This window comes from Pseudomonas sp. A39 (assembly GCF_058145955.1).
Genome location: NZ_JBYVMD010000011.1, coordinates 157,459 through 178,747, shown reverse-complemented (window position 1 = coordinate 178,747; position 21,289 = coordinate 157,459). Strand labels below are relative to the sequence as shown.

Here is a 21,289-nt window from a genome sequence, read left to right as displayed (position 1 = left end):
GGGTTAGCCGCGCTGGGCCAAGGATGGCCCATCGCGGCGGCCCACGCTCCAAAGCCGGAGTGAGGGCACACCGAGCCTAGGCGAGGTGCCGAGTGTTGGGGCGAAGCGTTTTTGGTTACTTTTTGCGCTCTTCAAAAAGTGACCCGCTGTAAGAGCGGAACCATAAGCCGCCGTTACCTAAATAACGGATATGTACTCAACTCAACTCAAATCAACTCAACTCAAACCAACAGCCCCCCCACAACCGCATCCCCCACCTCCTGAGTCGACCTCGTCCCCCCCAAATCCGGCGTAACCACCCCCTGCGCAATCACCCCCTCGATAGCCCGCAAAATCCCATCATGCGCCGCCCGATACCGCCCATCCCCATTCCCCAAAAAGTCCAACATCAACGCCCCCGACCAAATCATCGCAATCGGGTTCGCAATATTCTGCCCATAAATATCCGGCGCCGACCCATGCACCGGCTCAAACAACGACGGAAACCGCCGCTCGGGATCCAGGTTCGCCGACGGCGCAATCCCAATGGTCCCCGCACACGCCGGCCCCAGGTCGGACAAAATATCGCCAAACAGATTCGACGCCACCACCACGTCAAACCAGTCCGGCTGCAGCACAAACCGCGCGCACAGGATGTCGATGTGCTGCTTGTCCCACGCCACCTCCGGATAATTCGCCGCCATCAGCGCAGTACGCTCGTCCCAGTAAGGCATGCTGATGGAGATCCCGTTCGACTTGGTCGCCGCCGTCAGTTTTTTACGCGGGCGGGTCTGCGCCAGGTCAAAGGCGAACTTGAGGATGCGGTCAACCCCACGCCGGGTGAACACCGACTCCTGCAGCACAAACTCATGCGCGGTGCCTTCGAACATCTTGCCGCCTACCGACGAGTACTCACCCTCGGTGTTTTCGCGGATCACCACAAAGTCGATGTCCCCCGGCTCGCGCCCGGCCAGCGGGCACGGTACACCAGGGAATAAGCGCACCGGGCGAATGTTCACGTATTGGTCGAAGTCGCGGCGGAACTTGAGCAGCGAGCCCCACAGGGAAATATGGTCCGGGACTTTGTCTGGCCAGCCCACCGCGCCAAAGTAAATCGCGTCGAAGCCCTTGAGCTGTTCGAACCAGTCCTCGGGCATCATCTGCCCGTGTTCCAGGTAATAATCACAGTGGGCCCAGTCGAGCACTTCGATGCTCAGGTTCAGGTCCCAGATGTTGGCCGCCTGTTCCAGTACCCGTAGCCCTTCGGGCAATACTTCCTTGCCAATGCCATCGCCGGCAATCGCGGCGATTCTGAATGCCTTGCTCATCGATTCCGCCTCGCTCATTGTCAGTTCAAGCCGCCGATATGGAAGGCTTTGACTTCAAGGTACTCGTCCAGGCCGTACTTGCTGCCCTCGCGGCCCAGCCCGGATTGTTTGATGCCGCCAAACGGCGCGACTTCCATGGAGATAATCCCGGTGTTGAGCCCGACCATGCCGAATTCCAGCGCTTCGCCGAAGCGCCACGAGCGCTGCAGGTCCTGGGTGAAATAGTAGGCGCCCAGGCCGTACGGCGTGGCATTCGCCAGGGCGAGCGCCTCGGTCTCGTCGGTAAAGCGCATCAGCGGCGCCACCGGGCCGAAGGTTTCTTCATTGGCGAGCAACATCCCGGCGTGGGTGTCGCCGAGCACCGTGGGTTGCACGAACTGGCTGTCGCCACTTGGGATCGCGCCGCAGAGCAGCTGGGCGCCTTGGCTCAGGGCGTCGTCGATATGCCGCGCGACTTTGTTCACCGCCGCCGGGTTGATCAGCGGGCCGATGGTCACGCCGTCTTCCAGGCCGTTGCCGACCTTGAGCTTGCCCACCTCTTCCACCAGGCGCGCGGCAAAACGTGCGTAGATGCCGTCTTGCACCAGAATGCGGTTGGCGCACACGCAGGTTTGCCCGGCGTTGCGAAATTTACTCAGCATCACCCCGGCGATTGCCTGCTCAAGGTCGGCGTCGTCGAACACGATAAACGGCGCGTTGCCGCCCAATTCCAGGCTCAGGCGCTTGATGTGTTCGGCACTCTGGCGCATCAGCAGGCGGCCGACGGCGGTCGAGCCGGTGAAGGAAATCTTGCGCACCGCCGGGTTGCCCGTCAGCTCTTCGCCGATGCCCGCAGGCAAACCGGTGATGACATTGAACACGCCCGCAGGAATGCCGACGCGCTCGGCCAGCACCGCCAGGGCCAGCGCTGACAGCGGCGTCAGGTCCGACGGTTTGACGATGATCGGGCACCCGGCGGCCAGCGCCGGCGCGCATTTGCGCGTGATCATCGCATTGGGGAAATTCCACGGGGTGATGGCGGCGCACACGCCCACGGGTTGCTTGAGGGTCAGCAGGCGCCTGTCGCCACTGGGGGCCGGCATGGTTTCACCGTAGATCCGCCGCGCTTCCTCGGCGAACCATTTGACGAAACCGGCGCCGTAGCGCACTTCGCCACGGGCTTCGTTCAGCGGCTTGCCCTGCTCGCAGGTCATGATCAGCGCCAGGTCGTCGAGGTTGTCGATCATCGCCTGGTACCAGCGCTCCAGCAGCGCCGCGCGTTCAGCCGCCGGGCGGGCGCGCCAGGCGGGCCAGGCACGCTCGGCGGCTTCGATGGCGCGGCGGGTGTCCACCGCGTCCATGGCCGGGACCTGGGCCAGCACGTGGCCGGTGGCAGGGTCGCGGATGTCCAGGGTGGCCGCGCTGTCGGCAGCGATCCATTGGCCATCTACGTAGGCGAGTTCAGCCAGCAGGCTGGGGTCTTGCAAGCGATTCTTGAGCATGGTCGAGTCCTGATCCGAGACACGCTCCAGTCTAGGGAGGTGCCACGGACGAGGATGCCGAAAGCGCGGTTAAAGCAGCGTGCCGTGCTGTAATTGGGCGCAGGACGGCAGGCTCTGCTAGGCCTTCAATGAGCCGAGCAAACCTTGCAAAAAGCGCTCGCCCGCGTCCATCTGGCTGATCTCGATAAACTCGTCGGGTTTGTGCGCCTGCTCGATGGAACCCGGCCCGCAGACCACCACTGGCACGTCCAGACGCTGCTTGAACAGACCACCTTCGGTGCCGAACGACACCTTGGCGGTGCCGGTACCCGGCGCGGCGAATTGCTTGAGAAAGCGCACCGCTTCGACACTGGGGTGGGTGTCGAGGCCGGGGTAGACGTTGATGGTTTCGATCTCGATGGCCGCCGCGCTGGACAGCTTCTGCGCCTCGCGCACGATCACCTCGGCACGCTCGCGCATCTGGTCCAGGAACTGATCCAGATCGTCCGCCGGCAGGTTGCGCACTTCGAAATCCAGGCTGCACAGGTTAGGCACGATGTTCAGCGCCTTGCCGCCGACAATCTGCCCGACATGCACGGTGCTGTAGGGCACGTCGTAGTCGGAGTCCTGGGCGCCACGCGTCTGCAATTGCTGCTGGCTCTCACGCAGGGCGGCGATAAAGTCGCAGGCCACATGGATGGCGTTGACCGAACGCGGCGCCAACGACGAATGCGCTTCCTGGCCACGGCAGTAGGTGCGGTAGGATCCCTTGCCCTTGTGGCCGAGTACGAACTGCATGTTGGTCGGCTCGCCGATCACGCACAAAAACGGGCGCACCGGCGCCAGGTGCAAAACATCGAGCAGGCGCCGTACGCCGACGCAACCGATCTCCTCGTCATGGGACAGGGCCAATTGCAGCGGGCGGTTCAAGGTGTGGTCGGCGGCATCGAGCAGGGCGTCGATGGCCAGGGCGATGAAGCCCTTCATGTCGCAGCTGCCACGCCCGTAGATGCGCCCGTCCTGCACAGTGGCGGCGAAGGCGGGAAAGGTCCACGCCTGCCCCGCCGCCGGCACCACGTCGGTGTGCCCGGACAGCAACACGCCGGGCTGTTGCTTGGGCCCGGTGCTGGCGAACAGGTTGGCCTTCTTGCCGCTCTGGTCCTTGACGATCAAGGAGTCGATGCCCTTGGTCAGCAACAGGTCGCGCACGTAGTCGATCAGGGCCAGGTTCGATTCCGACGACACCGTGTCGAAGGCCATCAGTTGTTTGAGAATCTCAAGAACACGCGGTTTCATCAGGCCTGGCTCCGTTGCTCGGCAGGTGGGGCGAACCGGGTTATGGAGAACGGCTCGATCGGGGTACTGGTGCTGCCGGTGGCGAGCAGCTCGGCCATCACATCGCCGACGCCCGGGCCGAGCTGGAAGCCGTGGCCGCAGAAGCCGAAGGCATAGAACAAGCCGTCGACGGTGCCGCTGGGGCCCATCACCGGCAGCGAATCCGGCAGGTAGCCTTCGATGCCGCTCCACACACGGATGATGTTCAGGTTGCCGACGCCCGGCAGCAGTCGACGCATCTGGCTGACCTGGTTGAGGATGCTGCGCGGCTCCACGTAGGCGCGGCGGTTGAGCATGTCCGGCTTGCTGCGGTAACCGCCACCGATGACGATATTGCCCCGCGGAATCTGGCGGAAGTAGATCACTTCCTCGGGGATTTTGGTGTACACGCCGATCACCGTCGGCAGCGCGTAGGGCACCGGCTCAGTCACTGCCATCTGCGGGCCGTGGGTGTCGAGCGGCACCGGCTCGCCGAACTGCGCCGAAAGCTTCTGGCCCCAGGCGCCGGCGGTGATCAACAGTTGTGCGGCCTGGAACTGGCGACCGTCGGTGCTGGTGACGTGGAAGTCGGCACCGACCTTCTGCACCTCGGCGACTTCGGTGCGTTCTTCGATCTGCGCCCCCAGGCGCCGTGCGGCGCGGGCAAACGCCGGTGCGGCCAGACGCGGGTTGGCGTGGCCATCGTGGGGCGCATAGGAACCGCCCTTGACGTCCGGGCCGAGGAAGCCAAAGCGCTGATGCAGTTCGGCGCCGCGATAAATCTTCAGGTCCAGTTGCTCCGCTTCCGGCGCGGCCGCATAGGCCTCCAGCTCGGCGATTTCATCTTCGCGGTAACACACGCGCATATGCCCACTGGGGATGAACTCGAGGTCATCATCGATCAGTTCCGGCAGGCGCTTCCACAGCGCCCAGGAGCGGTTGGCCAAGGCCAACTGGCCGAGGAAGCGCCCTTGTCGACGCACATTGCCGAAGTTCACCCCGCTGGCGTACTGGCCGATCTGGTCGCGCTCGAGCAGGATCACCGACTGGCCGCGACGGCGCAGAAAAAACGCCGCCGCCGAGCCCATCACACCACCGCCAACAATCACCACATCGGCTTTTTGCACCTTCATGACGACACCTCCTCGGTGATCAGCATCGACAAGGGTTTGACCGGTGCCTGACCGCGCTGGCGACCGACTTCCTGCACCGGTACCCCGGCCTCGGCGGCAATCACTTCGGCCCCGGCCTGTGAACAATAACGCCCCTGGCAACGGCCCATGCCCACGCGGCTGAATGCCTTGGCGCGATTGACTTCACAGGCGCCCTTCTCGTTCACGGTGCGCCGCAGTTCGCCGGCGCTGATCATCTCGCAGCGGCACACGATGGCGCTGTCGGGCAACGCCTTGGCCTGCGCGCTGGGCCAGGGAAACGCCTGGGCCAGGCCGAGGCGAAACTGATCCATCACGGCCAGGGCTTGCTTTTGTTCGTCGCGCAGCCCGCTGTCGACCGGTTGCTGAAGATCGTCCAGCAGCGCCAGCGCCACCAGGCGCCCGGCATGCTCGGCGGCATCCGCACCGCGAATTTTCGCGCCGTCACCCGCCGCATACACCCCCTTCACCGAGGTGCGCCCGGCCTCGTCCGTGGCCAGCCACCATTGGCTGGAGGCCTGGTCAAAGGCCATGGCACAGCCGGCCAGGTCGCCCAATTGCGTCTCTGGGCGCAGGTGATACCCCAGCGCGACGGCATCGGCCTGCACCGTGACGGTCTGCCCGTTACCCGCGATGAAGCGCACGCCCCCCACGCAATTGGCGGCATCCCCCATGACTTGCAGCGGCTTTATCCCCAGGTGCACCGCCACCTTGGCGCGGTACAGCTGCGCCAGCAGCTTGACCCCGGTAAACAGGACGGCCGGCCGCGCCAGCAGTTTCGGCAAGGCCTTGAGACGCAGGCTCAGGGGTGAGGTGTCGAGCACCGCCGCCACCTCGGCACCGGCTTTGACGTATTGGCTGGCCACCAGGTACAGCAACGGCCCGCTGCCCATGAACACCACGCGATGACCGATGGACACGGCCTGGTTTTTCAAGGCGATCTGCGCCCCGCCCAGGCTGTAAGTGCCCGCCAGTTGCCAGCCCTCGATGGGCATCAAGCGGTCGGTGGCGCCGGTGCACAGGATCAGCGCGTCGTAATCCACGGTGCAGTGACGGCCTTGGCTCACGCAGCACAATTGCCCGGCCGTGAGGTTCCACACCAAGGTGTCGGGCCGGTAGTCGATGGCGTCGCGCAGGCGGTCGAAACTCTGGTGCAGGGCCTGGGCCTTGGCGGCTTCGCTGCCGTACAGCGTGGTGTAGTCGCGGGTAAAACCGTCTGGCTGACGGCGGTAGATCTGCCCGCCGTCGCGACGGTTTTCATCAATCAGGATCGGCTTGATTCCGGCCGCCACCAGGGTTTCGGCGCAGCGCACGCCGGCAGGTCCAGCGCCCACAATAACTACCCGTGCAGTGGCCATGTCGCCTCCGGTTGTGTGGTAACGATGTCCAGCCCATCACGGACTTCATTGGAGCAGGCGCGCAGGCGCTCGCCGCTGCGGGTCCATACCCAGCAGTCCTGGCACGCACCCATCAGGCAGAAACCGGCGCGGCGCCCGCTGTCGAATTCCGATTGGCGCAACGCGTTGCCCTGGGTCAGCAGCGCGACCATCAGGGTATCGCCCTGCAGGGCCTGGATGGGTGCGCCATCCACCGTCAGGCTGACCGTCGGCCGGCCCTGTTCGGCCAGCCTCACAAAACGCCCTTTCATGCATAGGCTCCCAAAGTGAGGGTAGTGACGCCCTGCTGGGTATTCAGCAACTGGGCGCTGTCGTGGTGGCAGAGGACTTCACTGCCGTTGTCCAGGGTGCGACGCTTCGGTGCGGTGCGATTGCACAGGCCATCGACGCGCACCGGGCAGCGATTGAGAAAGGTGCACAGTTCCGGCACGTTGGCCCGCTCGCCTATCGCCGGCAGCGTTTCGCACCTTGTGCCGCAGGTTTCCAGCCAGCCCTGGCGCAACTCGGGCACCGAGTGGATCAGCAGGTCGGTGTAGGGGTGGAACGGCGGTTCGGCAAACGACTGGCGGCTGCCGGCCTGCACTTTGTGGCCGCTGTACATCACCACAATGTCATCGCACAGCGCACGCACGGTGGAGATGTCATGGCTGATAAACAGATAGGACACACCCAGTTGCTGGCGCAGGTCGCGCAGCAGTTCGAGGATCGCCGCGCCGACCACGGTGTCGAGGGCCGAGGTCACTTCATCGCACAGGATCAAGTCGGGCTTGGCCGCCAGCGCCCGTGCCAGGTTGACCCGCTGCTTTTGCCCGCCGGACAGTTCATTCGGGCGGCGTTCGGCCATGTCGCGCGGCAGGCGTACCAGGTCCAGCAACTCATCGATGCGCGCCTTCAACGCGGCGCCCTTGAGGCCGAAATACATCTTCAGCGGGCGGCTGAGGATGGTCGCCACGCTGTGCATGGGGTTGAGGGCGGTGTCAGCGTTCTGGAACACCATCTGGATCCGGCGAAATTGTTCCGGGGTGCGCTCCGACAGGCTGCCACCCAGGGCCTGGCCGTCGAACGTGAGACCGCCAAGGGCCGGGGTCAACAGCCCGGCCACCACGCGCGCCAGGGTCGACTTGCCGGAGCCCGACTCGCCGATCACCCCGATGGCCTGGCCACGGCGCACCGTGAGGTCGATGTCTTCCAGCACCCGGATCGACGGCATGCCGTGCATGTTTTTGTTGCCGTAACCGGCGGTGAGGCCGGTGATGGTCAGCAGCGGCACCTCTTCGGCAATCCCGCAGGGCGGGCGAATGGTGGTGTCCGGCCGTGCGGCCGCCAGCAGGCTGCGGGTGTATTCGTGGGCCGGAGCCTTGAGCAGCGGTGCCGTGGCACTGTGCTCGAGAACCTGCCCGCCATTGAGCACCACAATCTGGTCGGCCATTTGCGCGACCACCGCCAGGTCATGGGAGACGTACACGGCCGTGGCGCCGCGCTCGCGTACCACACGCTTGAAGGCGCGCAGCACGTCGATCTGGGTGGTCACGTCCAACGCCGTGGTCGGCTCGTCGAGCACCACCAGCAGCGGGTCGCTGATCAGCGCCATCGCCGCCATTACCCGTTGCAGTTGCCCACCGGACACCTGGTGCGGGTAACGTCGAGCGATGCGTTCCGGGTCCGGCAGGGCCAGGTCGCGGAACAGCCCGATAGCCTTGGCATGCAATTCGGCGCGGGTGCCCAGGCCATGGATCAGGGCCCCCTCCACCACCTGGTCGATCAGTCGTTTGGCCGGGTTGAACGCCGCAGCCGCGCTTTGCGCGATATAAGACACACGGTTACCACGCAGGCCTTGCAGGTGTTTTTCGCTCAAGGCGAGCATGTCGTGCTCACCCACCTGCACCACACCGCCGGACAACCGACAGCCACGCCGTGCGTACCCCAGTAATGCCAGGGCGATGGTGGTCTTGCCCGAGCCGGACTCACCGATCAGCGCCAGCACTTCACCTTTTTCCAGGGAAAAGCTCACGCCTTTGACGATTTCTACCTCGCCGTGCTCGCCACAGGCGACCACGCGCAGGTCTTCGACGCGAATCAATTCGGTCATTTCAATGGCCTCCCGTGCGTCGACTACGTCGGGACGACATATAGTCGATCAGCAGATTCACACCGATGGTCAGCGTGCCGATGGCCAGCGCCGGAATGATGATAGCCAGCGCGCCCTGGTTGAGGCCGCCGATGTTTTCCCGCACCAGCGAACCGAGGTCGGCGTCCGGCGGTTGCACGCCAAGGCCGAGAAAACTCATGCCGCTGAGCAACAAGACGATGTAGCCGAAACGCAGGCCCAGGTCGGTCAATACCGGGTTGAGCATGTTCGGCAGGATCTCCATGCACGCCACGTACAACCGGCGTTCGCCACGGGTACGCGCGACCTGCACGTATTCCAGGGCCTCGATGTTGACCGCCATGCTGCGGGCAACGCGGAACGAGCCAGGGATGTAGCTGATCACGGCGGTGCAGATCAGCAGGGTCACCGATGAACCAAAGGCCGAGACCATGATCAGCGCGAGCATTTTGCTCGGGATCGAGATGAACGCGTCCATGATGCGGCTGATGATTTCGTCCAGCCACTTGGGCGAGACCACCGACAGCAGCGCACACCCGGTGCCGAAGAAGCTGGCCAGCAACGCCGCTACCAGCGCCAGGCCGACGGTGAACCGCGCACCGACCAGCACGCGGCTGAGCATGTCGCGGCCCAGGTAATCGGTGCCGAACGGGTGCGCAAGGCTGAAGCCTTCGAAGATGTTGTCGGACACCACTTCACCCACCGGGTGGGGGGCCAGCCAGGGGCCGAGCAGCGCCACCAGCAGCCAGGCGACGCAGACCGCGCCCCCCAACAGCCCCAGCCAGGACGGGCCGCTGGACACCTTGGCCAGGGCCAGGGCGGAAGACACAGGCTTGGACTTCGCAATGAGGTTGTTCATTGGTTTCTCAGCCTCGGGTTGGAGAGGATCGCGCACAGGTCGGCGAGCAGCACCAGGCCCAGGTAAGCCGCGCAGAACAACATGGTGCACGCCTGCACTAAGGCCATGTCACGGTTGGTCACGGCATCGACCATCAAGCTGGCGATGCCGGGGTAGTTGAAGATGGTTTCGACGATCACCACCCCGCCCAGCAGGTACGACAGGCTCAGGGCGATGGCGTTGGCGATCGGCCCGATCGCATTGGGCAAGGCGTGGCGCAGCACAATGCGGATCGGGCTCACGCCTTTGAGGCGGGCCATTTCCACATAGGGGCTGTCGAGTTGGTCGATCACCGCCGCGCGGGTCATGCGCGCCATTTGCGCGACGATCACGCAGCACAGCGTCATCACCGGCAAGGCGTAGGTGCGCATGAATTGCAGCGGTGAGGTGATGTCACTGGCGTACGACAGCGCCGACAGCCAACCAAGGTTGACCGCGAAAATCAGCACGGCCAGGGTCGCCACCAGAAACTCCGGCACGGCGACCATCGCCAAGGTGACAAAGCTCAGGCAGCTGTCGATACGCCCGCCCCGGCCCATCGCCGAGCCGATGCCGAGTACCAGCGCCACCGGCACCGAGACCAGCGCCGTAGCGCCCGCCAGCATCAGGGTGTTGGGCACCCGGCCGGCCATCAGTTCACCCACCGGCATGGCGTTGGAGACCGACACGCCCATGTCGCCGGTGAGCAGGCTCATCAACCAGTGCAGGTAACGCAGCACACCGGGTTGGTCCAACCCCAGTTTCAGGCGCAGTGCCGCCACCTGTTCAGGGGTCGCGAACTGGCCGAGGGATTGTTGCGCCGCATCCCCCGGCAGCACGGCCGTGATCGCGAACACGACCATGGACACGATCAACAAGGTCACGACACCGGCGCCGAGGCGCCGGCCGATCAACCACAGTGTATTGCTATTCATCGCACTGCCCTCCTCACGCGTCCAACCACACCTGCTCGGCGAACATGTAGCCCATGAAACCGCCCAGCGGGTTACTGCCATAGCCCTTGATGCGCTGGTCTACACCGTCGATGTTGCTGATGAACACCGGCACGCCGATCCCGCAATGGTCGTGGACCAGGGTCTGCATGTCGCCATACATCTTGGCGCGCTTGGCGTCGTCGGTTTCGCCACGGGCCAGCATCAGCAGTTGGTCAAACTGGTCGTTCTGCCAGCCAGACTCGTTCCAGGGCGCCTTGGACTGGAAGAACTGCGAGAACATCACGTCGGCATTCGGCCGTGGGTTGATGTTGCCGAAGCTCAACGGGTGCTTCATCCAGTGGTTGGACCAGTAGCCGTCGCTGGGCAGGCGGTTCACGTCGAGCTTGAGCCCGGCCTGTTTCGCCGATTGCTGCAGCAGCACGGCGATGTCCACCGAACCGGTGGCGGCCGGCGAGGCCATGACGGGCATGGTGATGCTTTCCATGCCGGCCTTCTTCAGCAGGAACTTGGCTTTTTCCGGGTCGTAGACCGTCTGCGGCAAGTCGGTGTTGAAGTAGCGCGAACCCGGTGCAATCGGGTGATCGTTACCGACCACGGCAAAGCCACGGAACACCGCGGACTTGACCTGCTCACGGTCCAGCAACAGTTTCATCGCCTGGGTGAACTCAGGGCTTTTGCCGGGCAGTTGGTCCTGACGGATGATCAAGTCAGTGTAGTTGCCCGACGGTGCATCCACGACCCGGTGTTTGGCGCTGGCGGCGATGCGCGTAGTGGAGCGTGGGTTGACCTCGTTGATCATGTGCACGTCGCCCGACAGCAGCGCGTTGACTCGCGAGGGCTCGTCGGCGATGGCGATGAATTCGATTTCGTCGAGGTACGGCAGGCCCGGTTTCCAGTAATTCTTGTTGCGCACCGCAATCGAACGCACGCCTGGCTTGAACTCGCCCACGGTGAACGGTCCGGTGCCGATGCCTTTACCGAAATCGGTGGTGCCTTCGGGCACGATCAGCAGGTGCGACACCGCCAGGATCGACGGCAGCTCGGCGTTGGGCGCGCTGAGGCGAATCTGTACTTCGTTCGGACCGCTGGCCTTGATCTCGGCGAACTGCTCCATCAGCGGCATGACTTTGGAGCCGGTGAGCGGGTCTTTGTGGCGGTTCAGCGAGAACACCACGTCGGCGGCGGTCAGGGCCTTGCCGTTGTGAAAGGTCACGTCTTTGCGCAGGGTGATGGTCCAGACGGTGGCGTCGGTATTGTCGATGCGCTCGGCCAGCTCCAGTTGCGGCACCAGGTGCTTATCGAAGCGGGTCAGGCCGTTGTAGAACATGTAGTGGCGGGCGTAGTCGGTGGACAGCGCGCCTTTGGCCGGGTCGAGTGTGTCGGCGGTGGAGCTGGACATGCCCGCCACGCGGATCTTGCCACCTGGCTTGCCTTTGCCCTCGGCGGCCGCTTCATCGGCGAACAGCTTGCCGGCGGCGCCAAACAGGCTGCCCGCCCCGGCCGCTGCCACACCGGCCACCCCGAGCATTTGCAGGGCGTTGCGGCGCGACATGCCACGGTTGAGGCTTTCGAACACCCGCAGGCTGTCATGGCCGGAGATGAGCTCGGGTGTATTTTTGTTGTCAGTCATATCAAGGCTACCTGTCGATAATCGGAAGAATCGAGTGCTCACGGATGTCCGGAGCGTCCTGGAAACACAAACGACGGTGACGCAACAACGGCAACTCAGTGCAAATAATCCTGGAACCGGTAATACGCCCCCACGAACGGCAGGAACCAGGGTTTGCCGAAATGCCCGGGGATCGCCGGCCATTCCAGTTCGCGCCAAGGGTTGGCCGCCGCATTGCCCGCCATGACCTCAGCCATCACCTGGCCCATGTGCACCGACATCTGCACACCATGGCCGCTGTAGCCCATGGAGTGGAACACGCCGCCATGCTGGCCGGCGCGTGGCAGGCGGTCGGACGTCATGTCCACCAGGCCGCCCCAGCAGTAGTCGATCTTCACGTGCGCCAACTGCGGGAACATGTTCAGCATCGCCGCCTGCAGCACCTTGCCGCTCTTGGCGTCGGAGACGCTGTCGGACATGGCAAACCGGGCACGCCCGCCAAACAGCAGACGGTTGTCCGGGGTCAGGCGAAAGTAGTTGCCGATCATGCGGCTGGTCACATAAGCCCGGTGTCGGGGCAGCAACTGGTCGATCAGCGCTTGGGGCAAGACTTCGGTGGCAATGACGAAACTGCCCACCGGCACAATCCGGCGGCGGTACCAGCCCAGGTCGCCATGCTGGCAAGCGCCGGTCGCCAGCAGGACTTGCCCGGCGTGCAGTGAGCCCTTGACGGTGTTGACCTGATAGCCACCGGCCTGGGCCTTCCAGTCCTTGACGGCGGTGTGCTCGTAAATCATCGCGCCACGCCGCGCCGCCGCTTCGGCCAAACCGACCCCAAAGCGGCCGACGTGCATCTGCACGCCGTTGCGTTGCAGCAAGCCGCCATGGAACTGCGCCGAGTTGACTTCCGCATGGGTCTGTTCGGCGCTGAGCAGCTCGACATCGGCATCCACCTCCTGGCGAATCAGCTCGCAGGTGCGGGCCAGGCCTTCGTAATGCATCGGCTTGGCCGCCAGCTTGAGCTTGCCGTTGCGCACCAAGTCACAGGCAATCCCTTCCTGCTCGACCAGCGAAACCACGCTCTGCACCGCGCTTTCATAGGCTTGGTAATAGGCACGCGCCTTGGCGGCACCGAGGCTGGCGTGTAGCCCGGCATAGTCCTGGGCCACCCCGGTGTTGCACTGCCCACCGTTACGCCCCGAGGCTTCACCGATCACACGGCCGGCGTCGAGCACCACCACACTCGCGCCTTTACGCGCCAACGCCCGCGCCGCCGCCAGGCCGGTGAACCCACCGCCGACCACAGCCACATCGACCTGCTTGGGCAAGCCGCCCAGCTGGGCACCGGTAAAAGCCGGTGCGGTGTCGAGCCAATAGGATTCACTGCCCATGTCTTACCCTCAAGGTGCGCGTTTACAGGCCGACCAACGCCGGCAACCCACCGATATCGGTGATCTGCTGGTAACCGTAGAAGGCATTGGCCGGGACTTCATGGCCACGGGCAACGAATGCCTTGTGCTTGATCTTCATGTCATGGGCCGACATCAGGTCATAACGGAAGCTGGACGACACATGCAAGATGTCTTCCGGGCCGCAGCCGAGGTTGTCGAGCATGAACTCAAAGGCCGCCAGGCGCGGCTTGTAGGCCTGGGCCTGTTCGGCGGTGAACACCTTATGGAACGGCGCGCCGAGCTTGTCGACGTTGGACATGATCTGACTGTCCATGGCATTGGAGAAGATCACCAGGGGAATCTTGTCGGCAATCTTCGACAGACCGGCCGGCACGTCCGCATGAGGGCCCCAGGTCGGTACGGCGTCGTAATACAGCTGGCCTTCTTCGCGATAATCGATACCCCAGCGCTTGCAGGTACGGGCCAGGGCGGTCTTGAGGATTTCGTCATACGGACGCCAGTCACCCATCACCTGGTCGAGGCGATAGGCTGAGAAGTCCTTGACGAACTGGTCCATCTGCTCGGGCTTGATGCGATCGGCGAACAGCTCGCGGGTCATGGTGCCCATATGGAAGTTGGTCAGCGTACCGTAGCAGTCGAACGTAATGAATTTGGGACGAAGAAAGCTCATTGAGTGCGGTCCTGAAGTCAGTTGAGTGTGGCAAGCGTTCGCTGCCCTGGCGGCGCGTCGGCCTCGTTGCAGCACAGGTTCATTACACCACTGTGAAATCAGCATATGCCGTCTAAAAAGACCTGTGCTCAATACAAACCACCGTTTTGGTGGCTGGGCTCAGCAGACTTTGCGGTGCGCGCCAGGCTTGGGCAGGGCCTTTGTTTGTGCGCTTTTAGGGGGCTTTTGGGGAGACTTTGTGGGGTGAGGGCTTAAGGACGGGGGGTTGGGGCGGCAGAAAGTGTGGCCGGGGGGATTGGGTGTATATCCGTTATTTAGGTTAGGGCCACCTAGGGTTCCGCTCTTACAGCGGCTCACTTTTGGAAAGGCCCAAAAGTAAGCAAAAGGCCTTCGCCCCAACACTCGGCACCTCGCCTAGGCTCGGTGTACCCTCACTCCGGCTTGAATCCGTGGGCCGCCGCCACGCGCCATCCATGGCGCGGGGCGGCTAACCCGGCGTCCTGCCGGGTTACCCACGGATTCAAGCCTGCGTTCGGCCAGCGTGTTTGACGGGGCGCCCCAGATCAAGATCAAAAGCAAGAGCACGGCGGCCTAGTAGCCGACCTGAGTGGTTGGATCAAAAGCAGGTACGTGTAAGAGCTGGCTTGCTCTCGATGGCGGTGTGTCAGCTGATGCAGTTGTGGCTGTCACCCTGCAATCGGGGGCAAGCCCCCTCCCACATTTGGACCGCGATCGACAGACGCAACTCCGGTCGGCTTTAAGGCCGCCGCGTTTGCCTTTGCTCTACACCACTCAAGCCGGCTGTCAGGCCGCTGTGCTCTTGCTTTTGATCTTGATCTTAGGCGCCCCGTTAAACACGCTGGCCGGAATTCGACAGGGATTTGGGGCACACCGAGCCTAAGCGAGGTGCCGAGTGTTGGGGCAAGAGCCCTTTTGGTTACTTTTGGGGCTCTTTTCCAAAAGTGACCCGCTGTAAGAGCGGAACCCTAGGTGGCCCTAACCTAAATAACGGATCTGCACTCACCCCCCTCCTAGCATTTACTACCGCCGCCCCACAAAAATTAAGTAGTACCTGTGGCCCCAGAACCCACAGCCCAAGGAATCTACCGAATATCCCCACCCCCCTTGCCAGCCCCCAACCCAGGTGGGATACAAGCACCCTGACGCCGCAAAAAACCACGTTCTATGGAGGCATGCCATGTCCGCCCTGCCACACCCCGCTTATACCTACCGCCCTATGACCACAGACGACCTCCCGGCCGCCCACGCCCTGTCGGTACAACTCAAATGGCCCCACCGCCTGGAAGACTGGGCCACGTTGCACCGGGTCAGCGACGGCTTCGTGGTGACGGACGGCGAGCGGCTGATCGGCAGCGCCTTCACCTGCCCCCAAGGCGATTACGCCACCATCGGCCTGGTGATCGTCAGCGATGACTACCAAGGCCAGGGCATCGGCCGACGCCTGATGGAAAAAGCCCTCGCCGCCTGCGGCTCACGCACCCCGGTCCTCAACGCGACCCTCGCCGGTGCGCCGTTGTACGCCAGCCAGGGCTTTGTCGAATTCGGACGGGTGCAGCAGCATCAGGGCCAGGTGCAGGTGCCTGCCCTGCCGCCGCTGGCCAACGGCGAAACCTGCCGCGCCCTGCACACCGATGATCACACCGCCCTGCTGACGCTCGCCAAAGCCGCCAGCGGCCTGGACCGCCGCGACGTATTACGCGACCTGCAGGTGGAGCACGCCGTGGGCATCGAACGCGATGGGCAGCTACGCGGCTTCGCCCTGCTGCGACCGTTTGGGCGTGGGCGGTGCATCGGCCCGGTGGTGGCCGAGCACATCGAGCAGGCCAAGCACCTGATCGCCACATTGCTGGCCCAGGTGCCGGACGCCTTTGTGCGCATCGACATCCCCGTCGCCTGCGGCCTCAGTGACTGGCTCGAACAGGCGGGCCTGAAGAACGTCGACACCGTCGCGCAGATGGCCCGAGGCACGCCGCCCCAGGCCAGCCAAGGCCTACACCCCTTTGCCCTGATCACCCAGGCGATCGGCTGACTTTTCCTCCCGGAGCACTCCCCATGTCATCTCCCCGTATCCTGCTGTTGGCGCGTGCCGACGGCAGCCGCGTTGCCACGTCCTTCAACACGGGCGCCTTGAGCGCGTTGGACCCATTCGGCGACACCCGTCAACTCGCCTGGCGAGGCGACGATGGTGTGTCCGCAGGCCTTGTAGGGTTCAGCGGTGACACCGTGATCGAAGACTTCCCCCACAGTGAAACACTGGTGGTGCACGCAGGCCATGTGGTGCTCAGCAGTGCCGAGCAAACGCTGGAACTGGGCATCGGCGCCAGCGCCGTGATCGGTCGTGGCACACGCCTCACCGTGCAGGCGAGCGCAGGCAGCCAGTGGGCGTTCTGCGCCTACGATCAGGCTGACGCACCCGCCCGCCCCGGCCTGACCCTGCTCGACCCGCACACCCTGCTTAACCCCTCGGCCGCGCCGGAAGCGCAGATCCTGATCGGTCCCACGCCGCAGTGCCGTGCGTTCAACCTGTTCGACGATGCGGTCACCGAGTTGCGTATCGGCATCTGGGACTCGACGCCCTACACCCGCCACGGCCGCCCGCATAAACTGCATGAGTTGATGCACCTGCTCGAAGGCCGCGTCACCCTGCAGGATGACAGCGGTGCCGAGGTGACGGTCAACACCGGTGACAGCGTGTTTGTGGCCAAAGGCGCGCCGTGTGCCTGGAACAGCACGGTGTATGTGCGCAAGGTCTACGCGGTGAAATAAATCAGGCTTTCAGCGCCTCTTCCAGGAACGCCACCAAGGCCTGGACGCGCGGGCTGCGCAGTTTGCGTGACGGCACCAGCAGGACGATCGGTGCGCTGTCAAAGCTCCAGTCCGCCAACACGCGTACCAGGCTGCCGCTGGCGATGGCGTCACTCACATCCCACTGCGAACGCAGCACCAACCCCAAGCCTTGCTCGGCCCAGCGCCGGGCAACGCTGCCGTCGTTACTCAGCAACGCAGGCTCCACGCGCAACGTCTTGCGGCCCTGCCCCTTGCGCAGGTGCCACAGCGTCACATCCTCATCGTTTTCTCGAATGCAGATGCAGCGATGCTCGGCGAGTTGGTCCGGGGAGGACGGCACGCCGTGCGCTTGCAGGTAGGCCGGGCTCGCGCATAACCAGCGCTCGTTCGGCGTGAGTTGCCGACCGGTCCACAGGCTGTCGTTGAGATGGCCGATGTGGATCACCGCATCGCTGTCATGCCGGTCCGGCCAAGGTGTCTCGCGCAGATCCAGGTGCAGGCAAAGCTGCGGATGCACTCTGGCAAACCGTGCCAACAGCGGCGCGATGCGCTGGCGGCCATAGCCAAACGGCGCGGCCAGCCTCAGTGTGCCCACCAGTGTTTCGTCCTTTTGCCTGAATGACTCCGGCAGCGCTTCCAACTGCTCCAGCAGCAGCGCACTTTCGCGGGAAAAACGTTCGCCGTCGGCGGTCAAGCTGAGGCGCCGCGCATCGCGGTTGGCCAAGGTCAGCCCCAGCAGCGTCTCCAACTTACGCAGGCGCATGGACAGCGCCGGCGGCGACACATTCAGGACTCTGGCGGCAGCACTCAGCGACTCGCAGCGTGCAAGTGTGGCGGCCAGGCGCAGGTCTTCGATGGAGATCATTCAATTTTACTTAATGATTGATTAGCCTTGATTGAACCACACCTTAAGGATGCCTGAGTAGAGTGCAACCTGAACCCAGCCATTCGAGCCCTGCCATGCCTACGCCGATTGCCGCCCTCGACACCCCCGCCGCACTGATCGATATCCCGCGGATGCAGCACAATATCCAGCGCATGCAGCAACGGATGAATACCCTCGGCGTGCGTTTACGCCCGCATATCAAGACCAGTAAATGCCTGCCGGTGATCCAGGCGCAGCTCGCTGCGGGCGCCAGCGGTGTCACGGTGTCGACCCTCAAGGAGGCGCAGCATTGCTTCAGCCAAGGAATCCTCGATGTGTTTTATGCCGTGGCCGTCGCGCCGGGCAAACTGCCCCAAGCCCTGGCCCTGCGGCGCCAAGGCTGCAACCTGAGCCTGCTCACCGACAGCGTCGCCGGTGCCCAAGCCCTCGTCGCGTTTGCACAGCAACACGACGAGCGCCTCGACGTATGGATTGAAATCGACTGCGATGGCCACCGCTCCGGCCTGGCCGCTGAAGACGAGGCCCTGCTGGACGTGGCGCGAATCCTCAGCGACGGCGGCATGCACCTGCGTGGCGTGATGACCCACGCCGGCTCCAGTTACGAACTCGACACGCCTGAAGCCCTGCAAGTGCTGGCCGAACAGGAGCGTGCGCTGTGCGTGCGCGCCGCGCAACGAATCCGCGCGACCGGGCTGGCATGCCCCGACGTCAGCATCGGTTCCACCCCCACGGCCCTGTCGGCGCTGAACCTGGACGGCGTCACCGAAGTGCGCGCCGGGGTCTATGTGTTCTTCGACCTGGTCATGCACAACATCGGCGTGTGCCAGCCGGACGAGCTGGCGCTGAGCGTGCTGACCAGCGTGATCGGCCATCAACCGGAGAAAGGCTGGGTCATCACCGACGCCGGCTGGATGGCGATGAGCCGAGACCGTGGTACCCAGCGTCAGCGTCAGGACTTTGGTTATGGCCAAGTGTGCAGCGAAGCCGGCGTCTGGCTCGAAGGCGCGCGCGTCACCGGCGCCAACCAGGAACACGGCATCATTACCCTGCACACCGTCGACGGTGATGACATTACCGAACGCTTCCCCATCGGCAGTCGGCTGCGCATCCTGCCCAACCATGCCTGTGCCACCGGCGCGCAGTTCCCGGACTATCACGCCCTGGACGCCGACGGTGGCGTGCACACCTGGAGCCGCCTCCATGGCTGGTAATCAAGCAGGATCAAAAAGCGATGTGCTGATCATCGGCGGCGGCATCATGGGGGCGTCGTCCGCGTTTTTCCTGCGGCGGCGCGGTGGTTCGGTCACGCTGCTGGAACGTGACCAGATCGGCCAGTACGCCAGCGGCGTCAACTTCGGCAACGTGCGCCGCCAGGGACGCTACCTGGGGCAGCTGGAGCTGGCGAATCGTTCGTGGGCGCTGTGGAAACGCCTGCCGGAACTGATCGACGACGACCTTGAATTCATCCCCAGCGGGCATATGCGTGTGTGTTATCGCGAAGATGAAATTGCCGAACTGGAGGCCTACGCCGCCGCGCCGGAAGCGGCGCAGCTGGACCTGCAAATCTATCGCGGCGCCGAGTTGCACAAACGCTTCGGCTTTCTGGGACCGGACGTAAAAGGTGGCTCCTACGCGCCTCACGATGGTCACGCTAACCCGCGCCTGGCAGCCCCGGCGTTTGCACGCGCGGCACGACGCCTCGGTGCGCGCATCGAGGAAAGAACCGAAGTCGCCGACGTGGAAAAGGTCAACGGCCTGTTCCACGTCACCACCACCGATGGGCAATTGTTCGTTGCCGAGCAACTGTTGATTACCGCCGGTGCCTGGGCGGCGCGGTTGTCCGAGCGTTTCGGTGAACCGGTACCGCTGGAGCCCAACGGCCCGCAGATGTCGGTCACCGAACCGGTGCCCTATGCCTTGCCGACCGTGATCGGCGTGTTTACCAAAATCAAGGAAGAGGTGATCTACTTCCGGCAGATCCCACGCGGCAACATCATCATTGGCGGCGGCAATCGCTGTACCCCGGACATGATCAATCGACGCGCCTATTTCAAGCCCGAGAGCCTGCTCAACCAGATGCGCCAGATGCGCCGACTGCTGCCCGGCGCCGAAAAGCTGAACATCATCCGCGTGTGGAGTGGCATCGAAAGCTACACCCCGGACTCCCTGCCGGTGATGGGCCCAAGTGGCGCCGTGGACGGGCTGTTTTATGCCTTTGGTTTCTGCGGCCACGGCTTCCAGCTCGGCCCTGGCGTGGGGGACGTAATGGCCGAACTGATCAGCACCGGCAGCACCAGCACCCTGATCAGCCCCTTTGATATCCGGCGGTTTACCCAGCCTTCGACGGTGCCCGCGAGCGCGCCCACCACAGGAAAACTGATATGAGCCACGCCTATGTTTATCGCTCGGCCACCGCCGCCGACATACCCGCCGCCCATGCGCTGTCCGTACACCTGAAGTGGCCTCACCGCGAGGAAGATTGGGCCATGGTGCAGCGCACCTCCGAAGGCTTCGTCGCCGAGCATGACGGCCATCTGGTGGGCGTGGCATTCGCCTGTCACCAGGGTGCTTATTCCTCCATCGGCCTGGTGATCGTCAACGATGCGCACCAAGGCAACGGCATCGGACGCCGGCTGATGCAGCTGTGCCTGGAGGCTGCGGCGCCGCGCACGCCGATCCTCAACGCCACCGAATCCGGCGCACCGCTTTACGCAAGCATGGGCTTCGTCGATTTCGCGCGCATCCAGCAACATCAAGGCGTGCCGCAGACCCCAGCGCCACAGCCCTTGGTCGAGCACACGCAATGCCGCGCGCTGAGCCTGGCCGATTACCCGCAGGTGATTGAACTCGCCAATGCAGGCAGTGGCCTGGACCGCACCGGGGTGCTCAATGATTTGCTGCCCACGGCCGAGCACGTGGCCGGCCTCGAGGTGCAAGGGCAACTGCAGGGTTGCGCCCTGCTGCGTCGATTTGGTCGCGGGCATATCATCGGCCCGGTGGTCGCGCAGAACCCGGACCAGGCCCGACAGTTGATCACCCACCTGCTGCGGCTGATTCCCGGAGCCTTCGTGCGCTTCGACATTCTGGCCGATTGCGGCTTGGCCGGCTGGCTGGAAAGCCTGGGGCTGCCGTGCGTGGACAGAGCGCCACGCATGGTGCTGGGCGTGCCCCCGCAATCGCGCGACGGCGTCCAGCAATTTGCCCTGGTAACGCAAGCAATCGGCTAGCAAGACAACCTGCGGCAGAGGATTTGTAGTGAGCGGGCTTGCCCCGCGCTGGGCTGCGAAGCAGCCCCAATACGGGCCAATGCATTCCTCCAGGTAAAACGGAGGCGC

General features: G+C 64.1%; 18 protein-coding genes. 5 read left to right on the top strand and 13 right to left on the bottom strand.

Annotated features, from left to right (window positions below; genetic code table 11):
* Positions 1 to 221: 221 nt before the first annotated feature.
* From AC3ZU9_RS11725 to AC3ZU9_RS11670, 12 genes are all read right to left on the bottom strand, one after another.
* On the bottom strand, positions 222 to 1,307 hold the full coding sequence (locus AC3ZU9_RS11725; RefSeq protein ID WP_490090738.1) for a tartrate dehydrogenase: 1,086 nt from the start codon (positions 1,305 to 1,307) through the stop codon (positions 222 to 224).
* Positions 1,308 to 1,327: 20 nt separating this feature from the next.
* Entirely contained in the window at positions 1,328 to 2,788 is a 1,461-nt protein-coding gene (locus tag AC3ZU9_RS11720) for an NAD-dependent succinate-semialdehyde dehydrogenase (protein WP_093541288.1), read from the bottom strand.
* A 117-nt stretch (positions 2,789 to 2,905) separates the two neighbouring features.
* Positions 2,906 to 4,063 carry an acetylornithine deacetylase gene (gene argE / locus AC3ZU9_RS11715; RefSeq protein ID WP_064052935.1) on the bottom strand — a complete coding sequence of 386 codons (1,158 nt, stop codon included), beginning with the start codon at positions 4,061 to 4,063 and terminating at the stop codon, positions 2,906 to 2,908.
* Positions 4,063 to 5,214, bottom strand: coding sequence for an NAD(P)/FAD-dependent oxidoreductase (locus AC3ZU9_RS11710; RefSeq protein ID WP_320399366.1), 1,152 nt, complete (start codon positions 5,212 to 5,214; stop codon positions 4,063 to 4,065). Before AC3ZU9_RS11710 ends, argE begins: the two co-directional genes overlap by 1 nt.
* Positions 5,211 to 6,590, bottom strand: a complete 1,380-nt coding sequence (locus AC3ZU9_RS11705) for an FAD/NAD(P)-dependent oxidoreductase (protein WP_490090737.1) — start codon at positions 6,588 to 6,590, stop codon at positions 5,211 to 5,213. Before AC3ZU9_RS11705 ends, AC3ZU9_RS11710 begins: the two co-directional genes overlap by 4 nt.
* Positions 6,572 to 6,880 carry a (2Fe-2S)-binding protein gene (locus AC3ZU9_RS11700; RefSeq protein ID WP_015884835.1) on the bottom strand — a complete coding sequence of 103 codons (309 nt, stop codon included), beginning with the start codon at positions 6,878 to 6,880 and terminating at the stop codon, positions 6,572 to 6,574. Before AC3ZU9_RS11700 ends, AC3ZU9_RS11705 begins: the two co-directional genes overlap by 19 nt.
* A complete protein-coding gene (locus AC3ZU9_RS11695; protein ID WP_064052931.1) occupies positions 6,877 to 8,718 on the bottom strand; it encodes an ABC transporter ATP-binding protein in 1,842 nt (613 codons plus the stop codon). Before AC3ZU9_RS11695 ends, AC3ZU9_RS11700 begins: the two co-directional genes overlap by 4 nt.
* 1 nt (position 8,719) lies before the next feature.
* The gene (locus tag AC3ZU9_RS11690) at positions 8,720 to 9,595 is read right to left on the bottom strand and encodes an ABC transporter permease (protein WP_015884837.1); all 876 of its coding nucleotides are present in this window, start codon (positions 9,593 to 9,595) and stop codon (positions 8,720 to 8,722) included.
* Positions 9,592 to 10,548: an ABC transporter permease gene (locus AC3ZU9_RS11685; protein ID WP_046036804.1), complete on the bottom strand. Its 957-nt coding sequence runs from the start codon at positions 10,546 to 10,548 to the stop codon at positions 9,592 to 9,594. Before AC3ZU9_RS11685 ends, AC3ZU9_RS11690 begins: the two co-directional genes overlap by 4 nt.
* 13 nt (positions 10,549 to 10,561) lie before the next feature.
* Positions 10,562 to 12,199 (bottom strand): ABC transporter substrate-binding protein, encoded by a 1,638-nt coding sequence (locus AC3ZU9_RS11680; protein ID WP_015884839.1) that lies wholly within the window; start codon positions 12,197 to 12,199, stop codon positions 10,562 to 10,564.
* A 95-nt stretch (positions 12,200 to 12,294) separates the two neighbouring features.
* Positions 12,295 to 13,569 carry an NAD(P)/FAD-dependent oxidoreductase gene (locus tag AC3ZU9_RS11675; protein WP_046036803.1) on the bottom strand — a complete coding sequence of 425 codons (1,275 nt, stop codon included), beginning with the start codon at positions 13,567 to 13,569 and terminating at the stop codon, positions 12,295 to 12,297.
* Between the two features lie 22 nt (positions 13,570 to 13,591).
* Positions 13,592 to 14,260 (bottom strand): haloacid dehalogenase type II, encoded by a 669-nt coding sequence (locus AC3ZU9_RS11670; RefSeq protein WP_015884841.1) that lies wholly within the window; start codon positions 14,258 to 14,260, stop codon positions 13,592 to 13,594.
* A 1,198-nt stretch (positions 14,261 to 15,458) separates the two neighbouring features.
* Here AC3ZU9_RS11670 and AC3ZU9_RS11665 point away from each other — a divergent pair.
* Entirely contained in the window at positions 15,459 to 16,310 is an 852-nt protein-coding gene (locus tag AC3ZU9_RS11665) for a GNAT family N-acetyltransferase (protein ID WP_015884842.1), read from the top strand.
* Positions 16,311 to 16,333: 23 nt separating this feature from the next.
* Complete coding sequence (locus tag AC3ZU9_RS11660; protein WP_490090736.1) at positions 16,334 to 17,047, top strand: cupin domain-containing protein; 714 nt, start codon at positions 16,334 to 16,336, stop codon at positions 17,045 to 17,047.
* Position 17,048: 1 nt separating this feature from the next.
* Here the strand turns inward: AC3ZU9_RS11660 and AC3ZU9_RS11655 are convergent, their stop codons facing one another.
* Positions 17,049 to 17,933, bottom strand: coding sequence for a LysR family transcriptional regulator (locus AC3ZU9_RS11655; protein WP_015884844.1), 885 nt, complete (start codon positions 17,931 to 17,933; stop codon positions 17,049 to 17,051).
* Positions 17,934 to 18,028: 95 nt separating this feature from the next.
* On the opposite strand from AC3ZU9_RS11655, the gene AC3ZU9_RS11650 reads away from it, so the two are divergent.
* From AC3ZU9_RS11650 to AC3ZU9_RS11640, 3 genes are read left to right on the top strand one after another with little or no spacing between them, the layout of a single operon-like run.
* Positions 18,029 to 19,165: a DSD1 family PLP-dependent enzyme gene (locus AC3ZU9_RS11650; protein WP_015884845.1), complete on the top strand. Its 1,137-nt coding sequence runs from the start codon at positions 18,029 to 18,031 to the stop codon at positions 19,163 to 19,165.
* On the top strand, positions 19,155 to 20,339 hold the full coding sequence (locus AC3ZU9_RS11645; RefSeq protein ID WP_046036735.1) for an NAD(P)/FAD-dependent oxidoreductase: 1,185 nt from the start codon (positions 19,155 to 19,157) through the stop codon (positions 20,337 to 20,339). The genes AC3ZU9_RS11650 and AC3ZU9_RS11645 overlap by 11 nt, the downstream gene beginning before the upstream one ends.
* Positions 20,336 to 21,181: a GNAT family N-acetyltransferase gene (locus AC3ZU9_RS11640; protein WP_490090735.1), complete on the top strand. Its 846-nt coding sequence runs from the start codon at positions 20,336 to 20,338 to the stop codon at positions 21,179 to 21,181. Before AC3ZU9_RS11645 ends, AC3ZU9_RS11640 begins: the two co-directional genes overlap by 4 nt.
* Positions 21,182 to 21,289 lie beyond the last annotated feature (108 nt).